Source organism: Roseburia sp. AF15-21 (genome assembly GCF_003479505.1).
GTDB classification, from domain to species: Bacteria; Bacillota; Clostridia; order Lachnospirales; family Lachnospiraceae; genus Roseburia_C; species Roseburia_C amylophila.
This window is the reverse complement of record NZ_QUHG01000002.1, coordinates 231,289-247,581: the sequence shown is the minus strand read 5'-3', so window position 1 is coordinate 247,581 and position 16,293 is coordinate 231,289. Positions and strand designations below refer to the sequence as shown.

21 protein-coding genes are annotated in these 16,293 nt (G+C 31.7%); 1 reads left to right on the top strand and 20 read right to left on the bottom strand.

Going from position 1 to position 16,293, the window contains the following annotated elements; genetic code table 11:
• Positions 1-71 precede the first annotated feature (71 nt).
• The 12 genes from DWW33_RS04245 to DWW33_RS04185 form a co-directional block, all read right to left on the bottom strand.
• Entirely contained in the window at positions 72-521 is a 450-nt protein-coding gene (locus tag DWW33_RS04245) for a hypothetical protein (protein ID WP_118638906.1), read from the bottom strand.
• A gap of 970 nt (positions 522-1,491) precedes the next feature.
• Positions 1,492-1,818, bottom strand: coding sequence for a hypothetical protein (locus tag DWW33_RS04235; RefSeq protein WP_147404701.1), 327 nt, complete (start codon positions 1,816-1,818; stop codon positions 1,492-1,494).
• 157 nt (positions 1,819-1,975) lie between these two features.
• Positions 1,976-2,284, bottom strand: coding sequence for a hypothetical protein (locus DWW33_RS04230; RefSeq protein WP_118638903.1), 309 nt, complete (start codon positions 2,282-2,284; stop codon positions 1,976-1,978).
• A 248-nt stretch (positions 2,285-2,532) separates the two neighbouring features.
• Complete coding sequence (locus tag DWW33_RS04225; RefSeq protein WP_118638902.1) at positions 2,533-2,877, bottom strand: hypothetical protein; 345 nt, start codon at positions 2,875-2,877, stop codon at positions 2,533-2,535.
• A gap of 178 nt (positions 2,878-3,055) precedes the next feature.
• Complete coding sequence (locus DWW33_RS04220) at positions 3,056-4,594, bottom strand: hypothetical protein (protein WP_118638901.1); 1,539 nt, start codon at positions 4,592-4,594, stop codon at positions 3,056-3,058.
• A gap of 39 nt (positions 4,595-4,633) precedes the next feature.
• Positions 4,634-5,179, bottom strand: a complete 546-nt coding sequence (locus tag DWW33_RS04215) for a hypothetical protein (RefSeq protein ID WP_118638900.1) — start codon at positions 5,177-5,179, stop codon at positions 4,634-4,636.
• 26 nt (positions 5,180-5,205) lie between these two features.
• Positions 5,206-5,613 carry a hypothetical protein gene (locus DWW33_RS04210; RefSeq protein WP_118638899.1) on the bottom strand — a complete coding sequence of 136 codons (408 nt, stop codon included), beginning with the start codon at positions 5,611-5,613 and terminating at the stop codon, positions 5,206-5,208.
• A gap of 181 nt (positions 5,614-5,794) precedes the next feature.
• Positions 5,795-6,145, bottom strand: a complete 351-nt coding sequence (locus tag DWW33_RS04205) for a hypothetical protein (protein ID WP_147404700.1) — start codon at positions 6,143-6,145, stop codon at positions 5,795-5,797.
• Positions 6,146-6,206: 61 nt separating this feature from the next.
• The gene (locus DWW33_RS04200; RefSeq protein ID WP_118638897.1) at positions 6,207-6,719 is read right to left on the bottom strand and encodes a hypothetical protein; all 513 of its coding nucleotides are present in this window, start codon (positions 6,717-6,719) and stop codon (positions 6,207-6,209) included.
• Positions 6,720-7,282: 563 nt separating this feature from the next.
• Positions 7,283-7,699, bottom strand: coding sequence for a hypothetical protein (locus DWW33_RS04195; RefSeq protein ID WP_118638896.1), 417 nt, complete (start codon positions 7,697-7,699; stop codon positions 7,283-7,285).
• A gap of 94 nt (positions 7,700-7,793) precedes the next feature.
• Complete coding sequence (locus DWW33_RS04190; protein WP_118638895.1) at positions 7,794-8,843, bottom strand: tubulin-like doman-containing protein; 1,050 nt, start codon at positions 8,841-8,843, stop codon at positions 7,794-7,796.
• A complete protein-coding gene (locus DWW33_RS04185; protein WP_118638894.1) occupies positions 8,836-9,102 on the bottom strand; it encodes a hypothetical protein in 267 nt (88 codons plus the stop codon). Before DWW33_RS04185 ends, DWW33_RS04190 begins: the two co-directional genes overlap by 8 nt.
• A gap of 557 nt (positions 9,103-9,659) precedes the next feature.
• Between DWW33_RS04185 and DWW33_RS04180 the strand changes: the two genes are divergently transcribed.
• Complete coding sequence (locus DWW33_RS04180; RefSeq protein WP_118638893.1) at positions 9,660-10,328, top strand: helix-turn-helix domain-containing protein; 669 nt, start codon at positions 9,660-9,662, stop codon at positions 10,326-10,328.
• A 216-nt stretch (positions 10,329-10,544) separates the two neighbouring features.
• On the opposite strand, the gene DWW33_RS04175 is transcribed toward DWW33_RS04180, so the two are convergent.
• From DWW33_RS04175 to DWW33_RS04135, 8 genes are all read right to left on the bottom strand, one after another.
• Positions 10,545-10,997, bottom strand: a complete 453-nt coding sequence (locus DWW33_RS04175; RefSeq protein ID WP_118638892.1) for a hypothetical protein — start codon at positions 10,995-10,997, stop codon at positions 10,545-10,547.
• Positions 10,998-11,490: 493 nt separating this feature from the next.
• Entirely contained in the window at positions 11,491-12,300 is an 810-nt protein-coding gene (locus DWW33_RS04170) for a hypothetical protein (RefSeq protein WP_118638891.1), read from the bottom strand.
• Positions 12,301-13,127: 827 nt separating this feature from the next.
• Positions 13,128-13,313, bottom strand: a complete 186-nt coding sequence (locus tag DWW33_RS04165) for a hypothetical protein (protein ID WP_118638890.1) — start codon at positions 13,311-13,313, stop codon at positions 13,128-13,130.
• The gene (locus DWW33_RS04160) at positions 13,313-13,687 is read right to left on the bottom strand and encodes a hypothetical protein (RefSeq protein ID WP_118638889.1); all 375 of its coding nucleotides are present in this window, start codon (positions 13,685-13,687) and stop codon (positions 13,313-13,315) included. Before DWW33_RS04160 ends, DWW33_RS04165 begins: the two co-directional genes overlap by 1 nt.
• Positions 13,684-13,905 carry a hypothetical protein gene (locus DWW33_RS04155; protein WP_118638888.1) on the bottom strand — a complete coding sequence of 74 codons (222 nt, stop codon included), beginning with the start codon at positions 13,903-13,905 and terminating at the stop codon, positions 13,684-13,686. Before DWW33_RS04155 ends, DWW33_RS04160 begins: the two co-directional genes overlap by 4 nt.
• A 29-nt stretch (positions 13,906-13,934) precedes the next feature.
• Positions 13,935-14,597, bottom strand: a complete 663-nt coding sequence (locus DWW33_RS04150) for a recombinase family protein (RefSeq protein WP_243088525.1) — start codon at positions 14,595-14,597, stop codon at positions 13,935-13,937.
• An 873-nt stretch (positions 14,598-15,470) separates the two neighbouring features.
• A complete protein-coding gene (locus DWW33_RS04140; RefSeq protein ID WP_243088524.1) occupies positions 15,471-15,704 on the bottom strand; it encodes a helix-turn-helix domain-containing protein in 234 nt (77 codons plus the stop codon).
• Positions 15,705-15,880: 176 nt separating this feature from the next.
• Complete coding sequence (locus DWW33_RS04135) at positions 15,881-16,279, bottom strand: DUF3846 domain-containing protein (RefSeq protein ID WP_147404699.1); 399 nt, start codon at positions 16,277-16,279, stop codon at positions 15,881-15,883.
• Between the last annotated feature and the right edge of the window lie 14 nt (positions 16,280-16,293).

Here is a 16,293-nt window from a genome sequence, read left to right as displayed (position 1 = left end):
AATATTCTCCGTTCTGTTTCTGATTTTGTGCAAAAAAATACCAACCATCGTAATTGATGGTTGGTAAATAATCATCCAATAGGAAATCCATTTCTAAAAATATACTTTTTCTTGGATATATCATATACACTAATCACTATCTTCTTATTTAAATCAATCATATTTTCTTCTATGTATTCCTGTCTATCAAATATTTCAATACTACATTTTGCCATTTCCTCTGGTTTTACATATATATTTGAACCAGTATACATACCTAAAACTAAATTTGAATTATCCATTATAGCAATGTGTTCTATCCCCGTTTCCACATGTCCACAATTAATAATTATTATATCCAGCATCATTTTTCCTTTCACTTTATAAGGTTCTGGAATAATTCTTAATTTTCTTTCATAAGGCATTTTCCCTATTTTTAAAGATATTACTATTGCTACAACACTCAAAATAATTGTCATTAATGAAAGTACAAACGATAAAAAGCCTTGATTTAAATTACACCATGAAATAAATTCACTCATTCATGTTCCCCCTTTAATATTTTTATGAGAAAAATTATACCATCATTAAATCATTTATTCAATTTATATGTCTACTTTTTCAAGCCTCAGTGATCATCTCCAACCGTCAGACTATTTCGCTGCACATAGGGTTTTTATAGTGGCTACCCACCACTTTATTTAACTAGATTCATGGAATTTTGAAACGATTGTTTCATTGGAATTTTTATACTATATATAGTCCTGTATCGCCCTATATCATACTATATCTTGCGTTTATTTTTCTTTCTCACGCTAAAATCAACAATATCTGCCATCCCGCCATTATTTATTAGCTTAATTTTGAATTCCTTCAGATCATCCAAGTCGAATATCACATTTTGCGGAACAGGTGTAGCAGTTGTTGTCTCTACTGCACGAATGGTCATATCTACAAATGATATGTCTGTAACCTGGTATAACTTTTCTACCACTTTGATATATTTGATCTGTGTTATATTGTCTGTTATTATAATCACCTCCGTTTCTATAGCGTCCCCAAATAAGGAAATGCTTTATGGCTTTTGGACAAATCTGTCCATACATGTTCCCCGTGGAGAATCGGCTTGATTCGTCCGATTAGAAGAACCATTCGTTTTAAAGCGAACGTATGAACGTCTGGTTCAAACCAACCGCCCGATGTGGCTAATCATGTGTTTCCAGAATTGAAAACGTCCACAATTTCGTGGTCACTGACAGTTACCTTGAATCAGGGAATAGAACATACCTCACCTATACCAGCTTGTTTTTAAGCTCGTTATCACAACTGGACAACTTTTCGGCACAAGTGTAGAATTAAATAAAGATTCAATCTTACAATATGAGCGTTTGAAATAGATCAGTAAATATTTTCGTACACATGTGTGCGAAAGATATATAACGTTTCGTTACATACCTACATCCTGTCAGATTGAAAGATCTTGTAAAAATAACATTCCCATTTCTGGTCACGCTACATCATAAATCTTGTACTTTCTACCGTTTTAAAATAATCATCTGGATTTTCACCAACAGCAGCTAATTCTTCTCTTGATTCCTCTATAAGCCTATTGATTTCATCTTCCGATACATTAAGTGCTTTCGCCATATCGGAACTTGTACAATAAAATTCTTCACCTGCTAACTGTGATAACTGAGCCTTTAACGTCAGATAAATCAAATCATATGTAAGACCTTGCTCTTTTCCGCTATCTACCATTGACTCGACTTCTTCTTTTGAGATGTACTGCCCATAGTTGGTTAAAATGTTCTGAATAACTGTTTCTCTGTTCATGTTCATACCCCTTTCTATATTCCCCACACGGCTTTTAAATTGTTCAAACGTTTCATCATTTCCGCATTACCTGTCTTTTTATGATCAGGATGATATGTATTAGCAAGTACACGGTAAAACTGTTTCAAGATAACCTTATCTTCATCTGTATACGTTAGATTTTTTAATTTGTTAATTGCTTTTTCATAAGTTCATCCCATGTAACTTGCTGATATTCTTTTTTGTCATAATTAGCTTCATCCAAATAGACAAAAATGCAGCAGTTCTTAATACTATCATCAATAATCTTTCCATCAATCGGAATACTTAGCTTATATGCTTTCTCCCATTTCATAGAACTTATTACTTCAAAACTCTGTGTTGTAATCCAGATACCAAATGGAATATTTAATAATCCGTTATAGTCCTTATCTGTATTTGAAAATGTTTTACCAACTCTGTAATATTTTTTCTCTGTAATTGCTTTACTCATATATATAATTCTCCTTCTATCAAGTGAAAAATTGTAAACTTATTATTCAGATAAATAGAGGGTGCTTATTTCGGATGCCGATAGGCAGCCGACATACTCTCTCTTTATCGAAAAGAATAATCAGTTTAATTCATATTTTGAACCATTCAAGGTACGCTCAAATCAAGTATCTATAAAATATATTCTCTCGTTGAAAGATTTGTGTAGCCATGCGGAACAAATCTTTTTGTTTCTGGAACAGAAACCCACTATTCAAGAAAGTAACATCCATTAGTAATAATCCCTCTTACCTGGTCACATACGGCATTGGTAGGAATATTTTTATCCTTTACATCTTGCAATGCAATTTTAATATCCTCCAATGACATTCTGTACTCTTTCATAAGAATATCAATAAAAGGTTGTCTGTATTCAATCAGCTTATCCAGTTCCAACTTATGATTATTGTAATTGGATGCTTTGTACTGCTTTTCCTTATAAGCAAGGTCATTGATTTTCTTCTCATGCTTTGCTATGCAATTTAATATGTACTCTTTTGTAAGAGTATTTGTATTCAATTTATCTTCCATTTTTAATCTATAACTTCTATCCATGTCTTATCTCCTTAATGGGTGTCTGCGTGGCAGCCACAAATGATGTTTGTTCCGTTCCTTGCGTCACTACACAAAATCATTGAATCTCGTATGATTTTTATGTATTTTCAAAAATTGGCACTTTATATTCGTAATATAGGGTTATGTTTATTGTTACGATTTTAAAGTGCCAACTTTTTCACTTTACAAAATCGAATATACTATCTAACTCATTATTGCTTTCAAGAAAATCTTCTGTCGAAAATACCATATCCTTATGACCTATCTGTATAAGTTCATTTTTTAATATGCTTTGTGCTCCTAAATAAGTTTCTTCATCTATATGCTCTGGCATAAACGGCTTTCTTGGTCTTGGAATTATTTTTCCATTCTCAACCCATGTTCTTGATGCTATTTCATCTTTCCACTGTTGATAATCTGTCTGCCATTTCTGAAATGTGTTTTTAGCATTTTCATCTACTACCTCGCATATTTTTTCATTCAATAATTCTTTTTGTAATTTTGCTTCAAGTTCTGGGTATGCTTCACGAACTCCTTCGGGAGTATAGATAATTTTGATTTGCTTGTAGCAGTGATCCCAACCATAATATTCATACAGTAAATCATTTACTTTTTGATAATATTCTTGCTGTTGGAATTTCAAAAAGACCTGTACCATCTTTTCATATTTCATAACATTGTGGAGTACATAATGCTCAACTTCCAATATCTGTTTTTTCTGATTGTCCGTAGCTTCAAAATATTCATCGCAACGCTTTTGTGGATTCCACTTTACAATCATTGTCTGAATCTCATATGTAATGAGTTTTCTGCTCCTTAAACTGTTCAATGCAGAAAATAAAATCTCTTCCAATTTCTTATTACATCTTTGATAAAAATGTTTTACTTCCCACGGAGTAACCTTGTAATCCAAATTGGTTAGTTCCTTCTCAGACTTCTTTCCGTATTGCTCATTTACAATCCCCAACATTTCCCACCAGTTACGTTTTGTAAATGTCTTTGTAAATCCTTGCTGTTTTGATAGATATTGCAACAGAATCACTTCTATATATTTAACGTAAATCGAATTATTTCCTAATTTTCTCTTATCCTCTTTGGTCAAAGGTGTATCATAAACATCCGTTATAATAAATTTCTGTCCCGACTTTTCCCAATCAAAATATCTTTTCCAATCTTCCAACTGTAATTTTTTTGACTTACCATTTTTTACTTCTTGTTCTAATAATTCACATAGCATTTTATAATTTTTAACAGTCATTCCAATTACAAGTTTTGATGTATCAATTCCATCAATAATCTGTGGTATAGATGGTGTATCTTCTCCTTTTTTGAAGTCTGTTTTTAATTCTTCTATTGAAGTAATCCAAACATTTTTTAATTGCTCATTATCTTTATATTGGCTCTGTCTATTCAAAATATCTGCAATATTGATAGCAAGTATCTTGTCAAGTAATGGATCTAAATCACAAGTATATTTTTTCAATATATCCTCGTCTAAATCCATATCTTTATATTTTCCAGCATTTAAGATAATATCTCTCGCATACGATATTGCTCTGTCTGAATCTGATTTTACTTCTTCCTGTGTCGGTAATTTTGTTATTCTTTCTGCTTCATCTGGTATAACAGATATGTACTCTCTCCCATTTGAGACATAAAAGAATCTTTCCAATACCTTTGCTGTCTGATTTTTATTGCATGGATTCAGATAATCCATATAGTCGATTCTTTCTTCTATACTAATAGTTCATTCCTCCTAATCTAACTCGATAAAATCAATCTTGAAATGTTCCGTCTCAAAATATCTCTTATCTTTCATATCCTTTGTTACATGGTTTCTCAAACCTTCCACCCACCATTGAATAAATGTAATCATTTCTCCGATAGGATCTTTGATTGCTTCTGCATCATATTTTTGCATTTCACTTAATAAAGCAAGCACATATTCAGCCTTACTATATTTACATTCTCCACTTGCAAGCTGTTCTGCAAGATTTTTATATGCCTGTTCTATATCCTCATTTGTGAATTTTCCCAAATAGACCACTACACGATTTGTCTCATATAGATAGCTCTGATTGAAGCTTTGTGATAATGTTTTTACATCCAGTTTGTCCAAGGTTAAAATATTTTGTACTGGTAAAAATTCATAATCACAGAAAAAATCTGCTTCTCCATTTTCTAACCCAATACAATATCCTGCGCCTCCTGGTGCTGGTGATACTAATATTCCTTTTCTTCTGAAATATCTACTATCTTTATTAACAATCTCAACCTCTGTTCCAAAAGGATTTTGTACCACTTAAATTTCATAGTTGGTCTCCTAACCTATTCCATTACGGTCTGATAGAAATTATCCTCTAATTCAATCATTATTCCATAATGTTCTAATTCATATGTTTTTGTAACCAGTTCACCGACTGATAAATACTGCCACTCTTTTGGAGCATCTTTGAAAGCATAACTTCTATAACCGCATAATAATGTAGGTTTTTCTTTATGTGAAAATCCAACTAAAACAGTATTATCTTTTCTTATCACCACTACTCCACATGGATATTTACCACTCTCACATACCAAATGGCAGAGACTATCTTGCAACTCTTTTGTGTTGTCACATTTCATAAGACCATATGCATCACAGCCACATTCACATTTGGATGGATTAAGAAAATTCTTCTTTATATCCAATCCAAAATCTTTAAATTTTAATTCCGATAATTTTACTGACTTCATACCTTTGTGCCTCCGTATTCAATTTTTATCATGGCGCACCGCCCACAAAAGCAATGTGCCTATATTTAATAAAAGGGGAATTTGTAAATCCGTTCTGAAATGTTGTAACTGTTCGCTTCAACAGTCGTTTGCATCATCTCACTGCAACAATAATCTCTGTCATTTATAATATTCTCCATTTCTATGCAGATAAAATATCGAATATCGTCTCTCTAAGCTGCTTCTCTACCTGCTCCATCGTTATGCCATCACATAATTTCAATGTGGCTATAATACAATGCTGACAATAACAACTCATATAACCTACCTGAATCTGTAAAAAATCTTTACCTGTGACCGCAAATTTGAAATCCAATGAATCTGAAAAGATACCTGATTCCACATAAAAATTCAAATCTGTCATAAACTGCTCTGCTGTAATGGTCTGAACCTCATCTGTATCTTTACACTCTGTCTGCGCATTTACGACTGTGACCAGATTATTTTTTATTGCTTTTTGAAGGTTCTTCGCTGTTGTATTTTTTGTATTCATATACTTTTCTCCCATTATAAGCAGCATACGGTAATATACCGTATACCGCTTATCTATATTTTTACTCTGCAAATACTACTGCAAGGATGTCCACTAATTCTTTACCTAATTGTAATGATTTTCTTCCACAATAATTTGTATATGGCATTAACACAACTTCCATATAATCATCATATTCGCTTAAGGAAAGATGATATTTTCTTTCAATCGCATCAGTTAAAGTCAAATGATTTTCTGCGATATATAAGGTAAATTGCCTTGCCTCTTCTTTTGAAATATCTAAAACATGATATACTGCATCCATTACTTTTATAATTGTCTTGCAATCCTGTGGTGCATAACCTTCTTTTTCAAATGACTTAGCGTATACTTCTTTGTCCTTATCCGACAAATGATATTTTTCATCAACGATATCAGGATCAGAATCTGTAAACATTTCAGGAACAATTCTCAGATGATGCGATTTTAAATAACTAACTGCATATTTAAACTTTTCGATAAGCTGTTCCACAGAATAATCCTTCTCTTCATCCAATAAATACTGTTTCCATTCGTCTTTTACTTTTTTACTCATTTTATTTGTCCTCCAAATTTTTAATAGGTGAGAATCAGCCTTTCGCTGATCCTCTATGTTGATGTTTTGGTGGAATAGGAACATACCCTATCAGGACTCCCACCTATTATTAATATTCTCCGTTAGGAGAATGATTTTTACCTATTCTTCACTGATAGAAAAGCCGGCATATTCAGCAAGTTTTTCAAATGTCATGCCCTATTCTGAGCTTTAAATGATGTTATTTTCGGCAATTACCAAATATGAATTGTTTCCAATCTTTTTAAGAGGCAAATGCTCATCCTCCAATAATTTCTTTATCATCTGCGTTGTAAGAATTGGTTGTACCTTCTTTACACTTATTAAAAAATTTAACAGTTCCTTTCATCATTAAAATCCTCCTTATTTTCTGTTAATTTTATTAGTTTTATCTTTCAATCAACGTATAGAGCCATCTTTATTGATGGGAATTTCTACACGTTGCCTGAATCAAATTCCAAAACCATTGATAACTTGCCGTTATCTTCTCTGATCAACACTCTTTCCATAACTATTCCCTCCTATATACATTCTCTGTTTATTACTCAACAAAGCCGAAAGCCGACAGTTATAATATTTCTGTGTCCATCCACGTTGTTATTTTCTGGAAACATATAAAGATTGATAACTCTTGATGATGGAAACATAAACCAGTCTTTGAAATCCTCCACATTCTCAACCAATTCAATTTTTGTAATGTCAATGAACAGATTGCTATTAATCTCTATTGGGTAAAGTGGTGTTTCTTTATAGAATTTTATTGGTTCTTTTTTATCATTAGAAAAGGATAAAAATGTTGTATTTTTTAGTAACTTACAATTTGTGAAATATAAATCACCAAATTCAACATCAGTATTGTGTTGACTCCTTTTATCAAGATTTCCACTATTCAAATGAATCTGAAAACCTTTGCCACTCTCATTCTGTTCTTTTAAAAATTTTGATAACTCTGTAAGTTCCATGTAATTAATCCTCCGTTTCCTTGCATAAACTTTTCTGTATGTTTGACAAAATCATTTTTGCCTACTATATAATTCTCCCTTCTCTGATGAACTTTTATAAAAATTCATTCAGAATGTCGATTCCTGACCGTTCCTTCTTCTTTTGTATTGGCTTTTCATCATCAAACGCGCCTAAGAAGTCCAAAGAGTCATCAAACAGACTATTTTTTGATGCATCAATTCCTTTTTTGATAATCTCCATATTTGTCTGCGCTGCCTCTTTTATTTGATTCAAGCGAGTTTTTGGCAATGTTAATCCACTAACCATACAAACATTTGCAGAAGCATTTGTTCCGATATATGTATCAATTGGAGTACCTATCTGTGAATAAAGCTCACTTGTATCTACACGATCATTGCAGCTCATAATTCCGACATATCGAACAACTTTGTTCTGTTCTATTGGTGCATAGATATTGTTACTTATAATAGAAGAAACAATTTTATCTGAATTGTCTTTTCCAAGTTTTGACATAATAGCCATACCAGGCGTACTTAACAGCTTATCAATTTCACTTCTATCTAAGCACCCATAATCACCGCCATTTTCATTTGAAAGAAATGCACTCAAATGTGTGTAGAAAATTTCATTAATTTTCATTTTGTCGTTATGCTTTGAATTATCTAAAATGAATGTTGCTCCTATGCAATCAAGTTTTTCAATTTCTTGAAACAACTCAACTGTATTGGCATATGACTGAAAATTTTCAGATGCATCAGGCAAAATTGTTACAAGGCAAATATTTATTTCCAACTGATTTGATAGAATTTTTGCAACTGCTGCCAACATTCCAGAACCAGTTCCACCAGATGATGATGCACATATAAATAATGTAGTGATTGCTGACATCTTGGATCTCACTTCATCAATTAGCATTTCTAAGTTCTGTTTTAAAAGTTGTTTTGACATCTTTCTATTCTTATGACATCCAGTTCCATTTCTAAAATGAAGCTTATTTTTTGCATTCCTAGTGGCTAAATCCTCTATTGAACTGTTAGCCACTACACACGGAAATCCTTCATCCTCAAAATTTTTGGTCAAATTACCGCCTGCCTGTCCAAGAGATAAAAAACCATAAAGCGATAAATACTCTTTTCTATGCATCTTCGTTGTCCTCCTTTTTAATAGGTAATAATGCAAGTCCCGATTCTGTAATAAAGTATGTTTTGGCTCGTCCGGCTTTTACACCTTCATTAACATATCCTAGTGACTGCATTTCTTTGATTCTTTTATGTATGGTGTTTGGTCTACTTATACGCTCTAATGCATTAATTTCTGCGATTGTTACACCATGCACTTTGTCTGTTGCTTTCTTTGTGCGTAGGATTCCAAGAATTGTATACGCACATCGGTTTAATTCCATATACGTTCACCTACCTTTTCTGTTGTATGCATAAGTTGTTATTTTCTTTCCCATAACTTTCTAAACTTTGATATGAATGGTAAAAAATTTTAGGCATTTAAGCCTACTTATTCATTCTCTCTTTGCATCACTCCCATTTACAATTGTCATTGTGTGAACTTACGTTCTATTATTAGGATAATAAAACTCTTGCGGATTTCTCCACGATATAAAAATAAAGTTTGGAAATTGTCAGGTGATCTACCTGAAAGACTTTTTATTTGAAATATTCAAATGTATCTGTTATAATATGTCTGTCTAATTACATATGTACAGATGTAAGTCTGTGCAATTTCTATGGATGTTGGTAGCATCCATATATTGAAGTCGGTGTTGGTATCATCGGCTTCTTTTTCATTTTGTAGCTTCTGTTTTTTCTTCTTATTTCTGTTTTTCTAGAAATAACTCTATCATGTATGTATTATAAAGTCAATACTATATTTCTGTTTTTTAAAATTTTGTTTACAAATTCAGAAATGCATAGTAAAATATGTATATTATATAGTGGAGGCATTATTATGGCTATATCATATGAACCATTATGGATTTTCCTAAATAAATTGCATATATCGAAAATGGATTTTGCTAAAAGAGTTGATATATCAAATGCAACACTTGCTAAAATGGGGAAAAATGAACCCGTTACTTTGACAGTAATAGAAAAAATTTGCACAGAATTTAATTGTAATATAAAAGATGTTGTAACCCATATTTCCGAAAAAAAGCCAACTGTTCCACCAAATCTTCTTAAGCCTGGAACAATTGTAAATTCCCAGTGTCCAGTAATATGTGGCTCTGCGATACCTCGTATTAATAAAGCATATCATGCGGCATCATTGCCTCGATATTGTGTTATATTAAAAGAAACTCCGAAAGAACTAATAGGAAATGAACCTAAATACCTCATAGCTCCTATTTTACTTGAATTTGATCCTGAGTGTATTTTTGACATTCCATTTTCTAATGCTCAGATTAACGAAGAATCTAAAAATGGATATATTCAATTATCTAAAATGGGAATTACTGCATTAAAACATATAGATAATGTAATTGGAGAAATTCCAAAAACTGTTATTGATTCAATTAATTCTCAGTTATTGTTAGATTTAGTAAATATTACCCTTAAATATAACTTGGCTTCAGAAATTCCATTTTATAATATGGGGTTTGATACTTCTATAAAATAATCATTAAAAGCCACCAGAGTTTAATCGCTCCGATAAAAATGTCAACAATAACCCCATGTGCTAGAATGATTAATGTAATCATTTATAGCATGAACGCTATCTTCTTTGGTATCCTCAGACCATTGAAAATGCCGTTTTTGTTTAATATTAATTTGTTTTTCCTATTATAAAAGCCACCAGATTAATCTCTGATGGCTTTCTTATTTACTTTTCAATTTATGCATGACTGGAATCTTCATTTAATGTTTTAATAACTATATCCCTCGCTTTGTCATAATCCGCACTCATCAAATATTTTTCTAAATATTCTTGCATAGAAATTTCTTTCTGATTTATTTCAATAGAAATATCTGGCTCACAAACAGAATTCTTTCTTCTTGCCAAATAATTAACCATCATAAATAAAGCTGCTTTATCGGTATCATTTGCTTTATCAAAAATATCCGATACTTCTAATATTTTGGCAGCTCGTTCTCCTGTCCTTGATTCTAATTCTTTTTGGAATTCCGCCTCCGTTTTATATATGGTATCTTCTTTCTGCATCTGTTTCTTTTGACTTCGCATAAGCTGTAACTTATATGCTTCCTGAAATAATCTCTCTTGATATTCTTCGTCAAGTTCTGAATATATTAGCATCAACTCTTTTATTTTATCTGGATTAATATTCATGTGGAATCGTCTCCTTTAAGCAGTGATAATGTATATGGGGAATTTGGAGTTATTTTACTTATTATAACATATCTTTCACTTACACATTATGTTATTTCCCGGTATTTCCGAACATAAAAATTCATTATTTTCACTATTTCTTCATAATGCAACTTCACAACCTCCTTATAAAATAAGGCTTTTTTGCATTTGATTTACATAATATTGTTCGAGTAATAGTTCGAAAATTATATTTATTTTCTACCATTTCAGTATGGTTTATTGTTTTCTAATTGTGAAAAAATATCACATAATCTTCGTTTTTGCTTATATTTCCTACAATTTTACGAAGTTTACATAATATTCCTTTCCTTATAACATTCAGATACATAGCATAATCAACAAAACATATGTATTTTCTACTATTTCTCTCATTCTATGAATTTTTCTTCGAACTTCTTTTATTAAAAGAAAAGTCATGTCCATTACAGTCATAGCTTTTCAATGAATATCATTAAAGTAAATTCTCAACTATTTTTGAACCATATCGTTTCGTTAATATATTTTTTATCTCCGCATCACATTTATTTCCTACTATTATTTTTGAAATACTTAATCCAAATTCCGAATATGGTTTGCTAATTCCTTTATAGCTTAATTCTTCTTTAATATTCGCATCAACCTTCCCATTATTGATATCTTTATCATCATATGGACTAAATAAAATCCTAACCTCTTTCTCATCTGTAGAGTTTAGACTGGCTGTTTCATTATATGGATTTTTTATCACCCACGGCAATATAGCAAACTCCAATGATTCACCCCGCAAAGCATTAATTAACATATTATTAAAATCAATCTCTCCTTTGTTTACATATTCTACTGGGAACAAATAATCATAATCTTCAATATTATATTCTATACAAATTCCATTTCCATCTGATGCATAATTTTTCCACATTTTCGGGCTATATTCATATGTAAGCGAATAAATATCATATATTTCCATCATACAATCTACAATAAAACGTATATACGCTTCATCACATCCAATTACTTTTGCTATTTTTCGTGCATTATAATTTATTTGAAATTCTGTTTGATCATTTAATATTTTGTATTGCGAAAACCATATATTTCCTTTCAACAAAGTATTTATCTTCTGTTCATTCTTATCAGGTGTGTCATTTAATCCGATAAATTTGTACACTTTGTCATTTTTTATTATCTGTTTTAGATAATTTATTTTATAATTTGTTTCCTCTTCTGTTGATCCATCTTTTAATAAATTCATTCTCTTTACATATTCAGGATAAAAAGCCATATATATTCCTCCATTAAATAATGACATCAATGTTACAGTGACAGACAATATTTTTTCTAACCAACTCCCTCACCATTTATATATTTTCATCCATTTAAGTATACAAAAAACACCAAGTCTACCACTTCTTTGGTAACTTGATGTTTTATCTTTAGTAGTTTGGTTTTTTTATCCTTTATTGATACAATAATGCTACACTATTACATCAGATATTGTCAATAACATTTTTATTTTAATCGACAGAAAAGGCATCCTTTTCAGGACACCTCTCTGCAACAAATCAAAATCTATAAGGTAACAACCAAATGATTTCAAACAAATTATAGCATATACTTTTATTTGATACCAATTTCTTTTCTCGAAAACCCATATCAACTTGAAACATCATCAAATGTCTTTAGAAGCATTTCTTCCCTAAATTTCTGCTTGATTCTGCTTTTATATCTATCAAAATATATTTTCTTTCTTATATAAAGTTATGATACTAACCAACCTTTAACATTGGCTGCCTTTTGTAATTATCCAATTCTGTTTAATACAATGTGACCTAATTCATTGAAGAAATACTTCTTTGCTCTTCCATAGTAAATGTAAATCTTCAAATCTGTATTTTGGCTGTTCCATAATTTTAACCTCTTCCTTTCTTAATCTTTTCTTCAATTATCCCCTTACCTATTGTAAAAAATAATAAATTGCTAGTGGTATGAATATCAAAAGCATTTCCATTACTATATTTCAATAATCATAAATGCGACTAAACCGTACATCCACAAGATCATCCCTATATAGAATCCATATGTAAAGATTTTTTATTTTCTCTTCATTATTTAATACCTCTCGTTCTTCCTGAACTTCTCTATTTTTTCCTTCTTCTGATTTTTATATCTTACCCTTGCTCTCGGTTCATATTTATTACAGTGTTGGAAATAATGAGCGTGATCTGCTTTTCTACCCTTTGTGCAAAGTCCAGCACAAACATAATATAAGCAAGGTGGCCGCCTATCCGTTGCCATTATCTGAGTCCTCCTTGTCCATTTTCAAAATTTACTTTATACCACATTTCAAATTCCTCTTCACTCATATTATTAACAGTAACATTATGATAATGTAGTCTATCCCATATTGTTGTAAATCTGTTAATATACATTATCAAAGGGTGAGTATAATCATACTTTGTAATATAATGAAAAATCTTCTTATATAAATAACACTCTTGATAACAGTTATGTCCGTAAAATAGCAGATTGTCAAATCCTTTAGGTTTATCTCCTAACAGATTATGCCATTCCCAATTATTCAAAGTATGTTCAACTTCTAACTTCTGCTCCAAGGATAAACTATTAATTCTTACTTTTATATCATTGCTCAATCCGCAAAAATTTCTCATGCTTTGTCCTCTATATCGTCCATAACATCCCTAAGGTTCTGAATATCCGACTTCACAAAATAAGCTTTGCCCTTGATTACAACTGGATTTCCATTTTCACAAGCGAGCAGCAGTCGTTCTTTCATCAAACGAATTCCCATTTGTGTTCCATCTGCAACGCCCTTCTGATACTGTGCCTGTAACATTGTTTCTAAGTCCTTTTCGTTAATAAGTAGCATTGTATACCTCCATTCTGAATGAGTTTCTTCTATAATAATGTGTCTGCTTTTGTTCTTTTCTCTTTCAAAAGATTCACATACTTATAAAAGGTGCTGACTGCAATCCCTTGCAGCTTTGCAAACTGTACAACCGATATATTTCCATATTCCCCTGATTGAAATTTGTTATATTCCTTTACAAAGTCTTTGGGGACACCGGTTGCCGGTCTGCCTAACTTCTTACCCTTTTTCTTAGCAGTATTCAATCCTTGCATTACTCTGTCGTGAATCTTTTCCCTTTCCTGTTGTGCTATATGCGCCTTAAGTGTGACAAAAATATCAATAATCATCTTTGACAAACTATCATCATTCATTTTCTGCCAATCATTCAGAAACGGAACATCCAATGCAACAATGCGGATTCCTTTAGATTGGAGATTCTTTATCTCGATAATAACATCGTCTGCGTCTCTTCCAAGACGATCAATGTCTGATACGATCACTGTATCTCCACTTCGCAACCGATTCTTCATGTCAATAAATCCTGGTCTATTTTTCGCTTTTGTTCCACCTGTGATAATATCTGAAAAGAAATCGTCTATCTCGAATCCATTCTTTATAGAATACTCAATGATAGTCTGTTGCTGTCTGTCGATTTTCTGAGTCTTATGATTAGTTGATATTCTCATATAGGCAAATATTTTATTTTCCATTCAATCCTCCACAAAATCCATAACTATTTTCATGTATGTTTTTTGATAGTGCAGCAGTTCCTAAACACATATATTTTCCATTCCATAAAAACAACTGTTTTCATATAAGGTCAAGTCACGAAAAAACATTGTCTTTTCTGTTGCTCCACTTTATAATATCAATGTAATAAAAAACTTTTTCATTTCTCCACACTTCAATCAATTTTCCAAAAAATTCTAAGGAGTGATATATATAAATATTGAAATTTCGAAGCAGAACCGCTTCAAAGATTTTTTCCATAAGGTTTATGACCGATTGGAAGATATGATGTTTTGCACCATACAAAAGATTCCTAATCGATTTATTCCACAATGGCTTATGTCTTGGTTAGAACATTACACAAATAATCGCATAGCACAATTAAAACAGCAAATTATCCGTGACCGATGGCACAGTGTAGAGCTTGAGAAAGTTGTAGATCAACTTGATTCCAAATAAAATAAACACCTTCAGAAAGACTTTTCTTTCCGTTGGTGTTTTTTTGTTATTGAACATATGTTTGTACTATGTTATAATTTTCTTGTATAATTGAATAGAAAGCAGGATGTGATTTTCCGATGTGTTATGCCCTCTAGTATTACGAAAGAGGGATGATGCCAATGAACACAATGGAAGTGCTTACGCTCTTACTGGTTGTTTTTGCGGCTCTATCTTACATAGATAACCATAACGACAAAAAGAAATAGCATCCCAACCGCCTAAAGTTAGATGCTATTTCAGAGTCTCAACTGAGGGCAAATCGGACTCACATCCGATTACCTTTCTAAGTAGATTATACATGAGGGTGCTTGATTTTTCAAGTACCCTTTTCTATTGCCTTGAGATTGGTATTTTTACATGATTACAAACTTCTCCCCATCATTAACAGTCGCTTTTTTATCAATGAAAGCAATTTCCATATCCAAAAGCTCTGCTATCTTTACTAATTCATCTGGCGAAAACGTGTTCCTTTGAATTTTATTACTAAAATTTTGTTTACTGATTCCCAAGGCATCTGCCATTTCTTGATTAGTAACTTTTCGAGAATCTTTTATATTCTTAAATGTATCTTTTAATGCCACCATCATACCCTCTCTTTCCCTATATATATCGGATATATATAGTATACCATAAAAGTAATAAATGAAAATCGTTTATTTTTCAAGGTAGTGTAAATTTACTGTAGGAAATTAATAGACAGAGTATCCCTAAGATCTGTTTTAGAACTAAAGATGTTTCCATCATTATAATCTTTTATTTTGGATTATAAACACCAAATATGATTCTTTATCGCTGCTATCTTTTTCACTTGTGCGTAAGGAATACTATACACTGGCAAATCTGCCAATGCTCCTAGTTTTTTACGGTTTTTCTTTTCCATCCGAAGCATTTCTGTTGCTGAATATATTACTTCGTCCGCTCCACCGCATACAATCAGATTTCCAACAAACGTAACTCTGCCCAAATCGTCAATAACTGAAATTAACGGAGCATCTGAAAAAGTTCCTTCATCATCACAAATAATGTCATATCTCTTTCCATTGATTCCTCTGTTCACTATATCAATCGTTGTACAATGGAGCAACTTATAATAATCTTCCAATCCATTTACATCTACAGTTTCAACTTTATTTTCCAATACATTTACTAAAAGTGCTTCCATTTCCGTTTCATCCT

Excerpts from the sequence above, each read along its gene's own strand:
- DWW33_RS04245 (WP_118638906.1), bottom strand. The coding sequence starts at position 521 with ATGAGTGAATTTATTTCATGGTGTAATTTAAATCAAGGCTTTTTATCG.
- DWW33_RS04235 (WP_147404701.1), bottom strand. The coding sequence starts at position 1,818 with ATGAACATGAACAGAGAAACAGTTATTCAGAACATTTTAACCAACTAT.
- DWW33_RS04230 (WP_118638903.1), bottom strand. The coding sequence starts at position 2,284 with ATGAGTAAAGCAATTACAGAGAAAAAATATTACAGAGTTGGTAAAACA.
- DWW33_RS04225 (WP_118638902.1), bottom strand. The coding sequence starts at position 2,877 with ATGGATAGAAGTTATAGATTAAAAATGGAAGATAAATTGAATACAAAT.
- DWW33_RS04220 (WP_118638901.1), bottom strand. The coding sequence starts at position 4,594 with ATGGATTATCTGAATCCATGCAATAAAAATCAGACAGCAAAGGTATTG.
- DWW33_RS04210 (WP_118638899.1), bottom strand. The coding sequence starts at position 5,613 with ATGAAGTCAGTAAAATTATCGGAATTAAAATTTAAAGATTTTGGATTG.
- DWW33_RS04205 (WP_147404700.1), bottom strand. The coding sequence starts at position 6,145 with ATGAATACAAAAAATACAACAGCGAAGAACCTTCAAAAAGCAATAAAA.
- DWW33_RS04200 (WP_118638897.1), bottom strand. The coding sequence starts at position 6,719 with ATGAGTAAAAAAGTAAAAGACGAATGGAAACAGTATTTATTGGATGAA.
- DWW33_RS04195 (WP_118638896.1), bottom strand. The coding sequence starts at position 7,699 with ATGGAACTTACAGAGTTATCAAAATTTTTAAAAGAACAGAATGAGAGT.
- DWW33_RS04190 (WP_118638895.1), bottom strand. The coding sequence starts at position 8,843 with ATGCATAGAAAAGAGTATTTATCGCTTTATGGTTTTTTATCTCTTGGA.
- DWW33_RS04185 (WP_118638894.1), bottom strand. The coding sequence starts at position 9,102 with ATGGAATTAAACCGATGTGCGTATACAATTCTTGGAATCCTACGCACA.
- DWW33_RS04180 (WP_118638893.1), top strand. The coding sequence starts at position 9,660 with ATGGCTATATCATATGAACCATTATGGATTTTCCTAAATAAATTGCAT.
- DWW33_RS04175 (WP_118638892.1), bottom strand. The coding sequence starts at position 10,997 with ATGAATATTAATCCAGATAAAATAAAAGAGTTGATGCTAATATATTCA.
- DWW33_RS04170 (WP_118638891.1), bottom strand. The coding sequence starts at position 12,300 with ATGGCTTTTTATCCTGAATATGTAAAGAGAATGAATTTATTAAAAGAT.
- DWW33_RS04165 (WP_118638890.1), bottom strand. The coding sequence starts at position 13,313 with ATGGCAACGGATAGGCGGCCACCTTGCTTATATTATGTTTGTGCTGGA.
- DWW33_RS04160 (WP_118638889.1), bottom strand. The coding sequence starts at position 13,687 with ATGAGAAATTTTTGCGGATTGAGCAATGATATAAAAGTAAGAATTAAT.
- DWW33_RS04155 (WP_118638888.1), bottom strand. The coding sequence starts at position 13,905 with ATGCTACTTATTAACGAAAAGGACTTAGAAACAATGTTACAGGCACAG.
- DWW33_RS04150 (WP_243088525.1), bottom strand. The coding sequence starts at position 14,597 with ATGGAAAATAAAATATTTGCCTATATGAGAATATCAACTAATCATAAG.
- DWW33_RS04140 (WP_243088524.1), bottom strand. The coding sequence starts at position 15,704 with ATGATGGTGGCATTAAAAGATACATTTAAGAATATAAAAGATTCTCGA.
- DWW33_RS04135 (WP_147404699.1), bottom strand. The coding sequence starts at position 16,279 with ATGGAAGCACTTTTAGTAAATGTATTGGAAAATAAAGTTGAAACTGTA.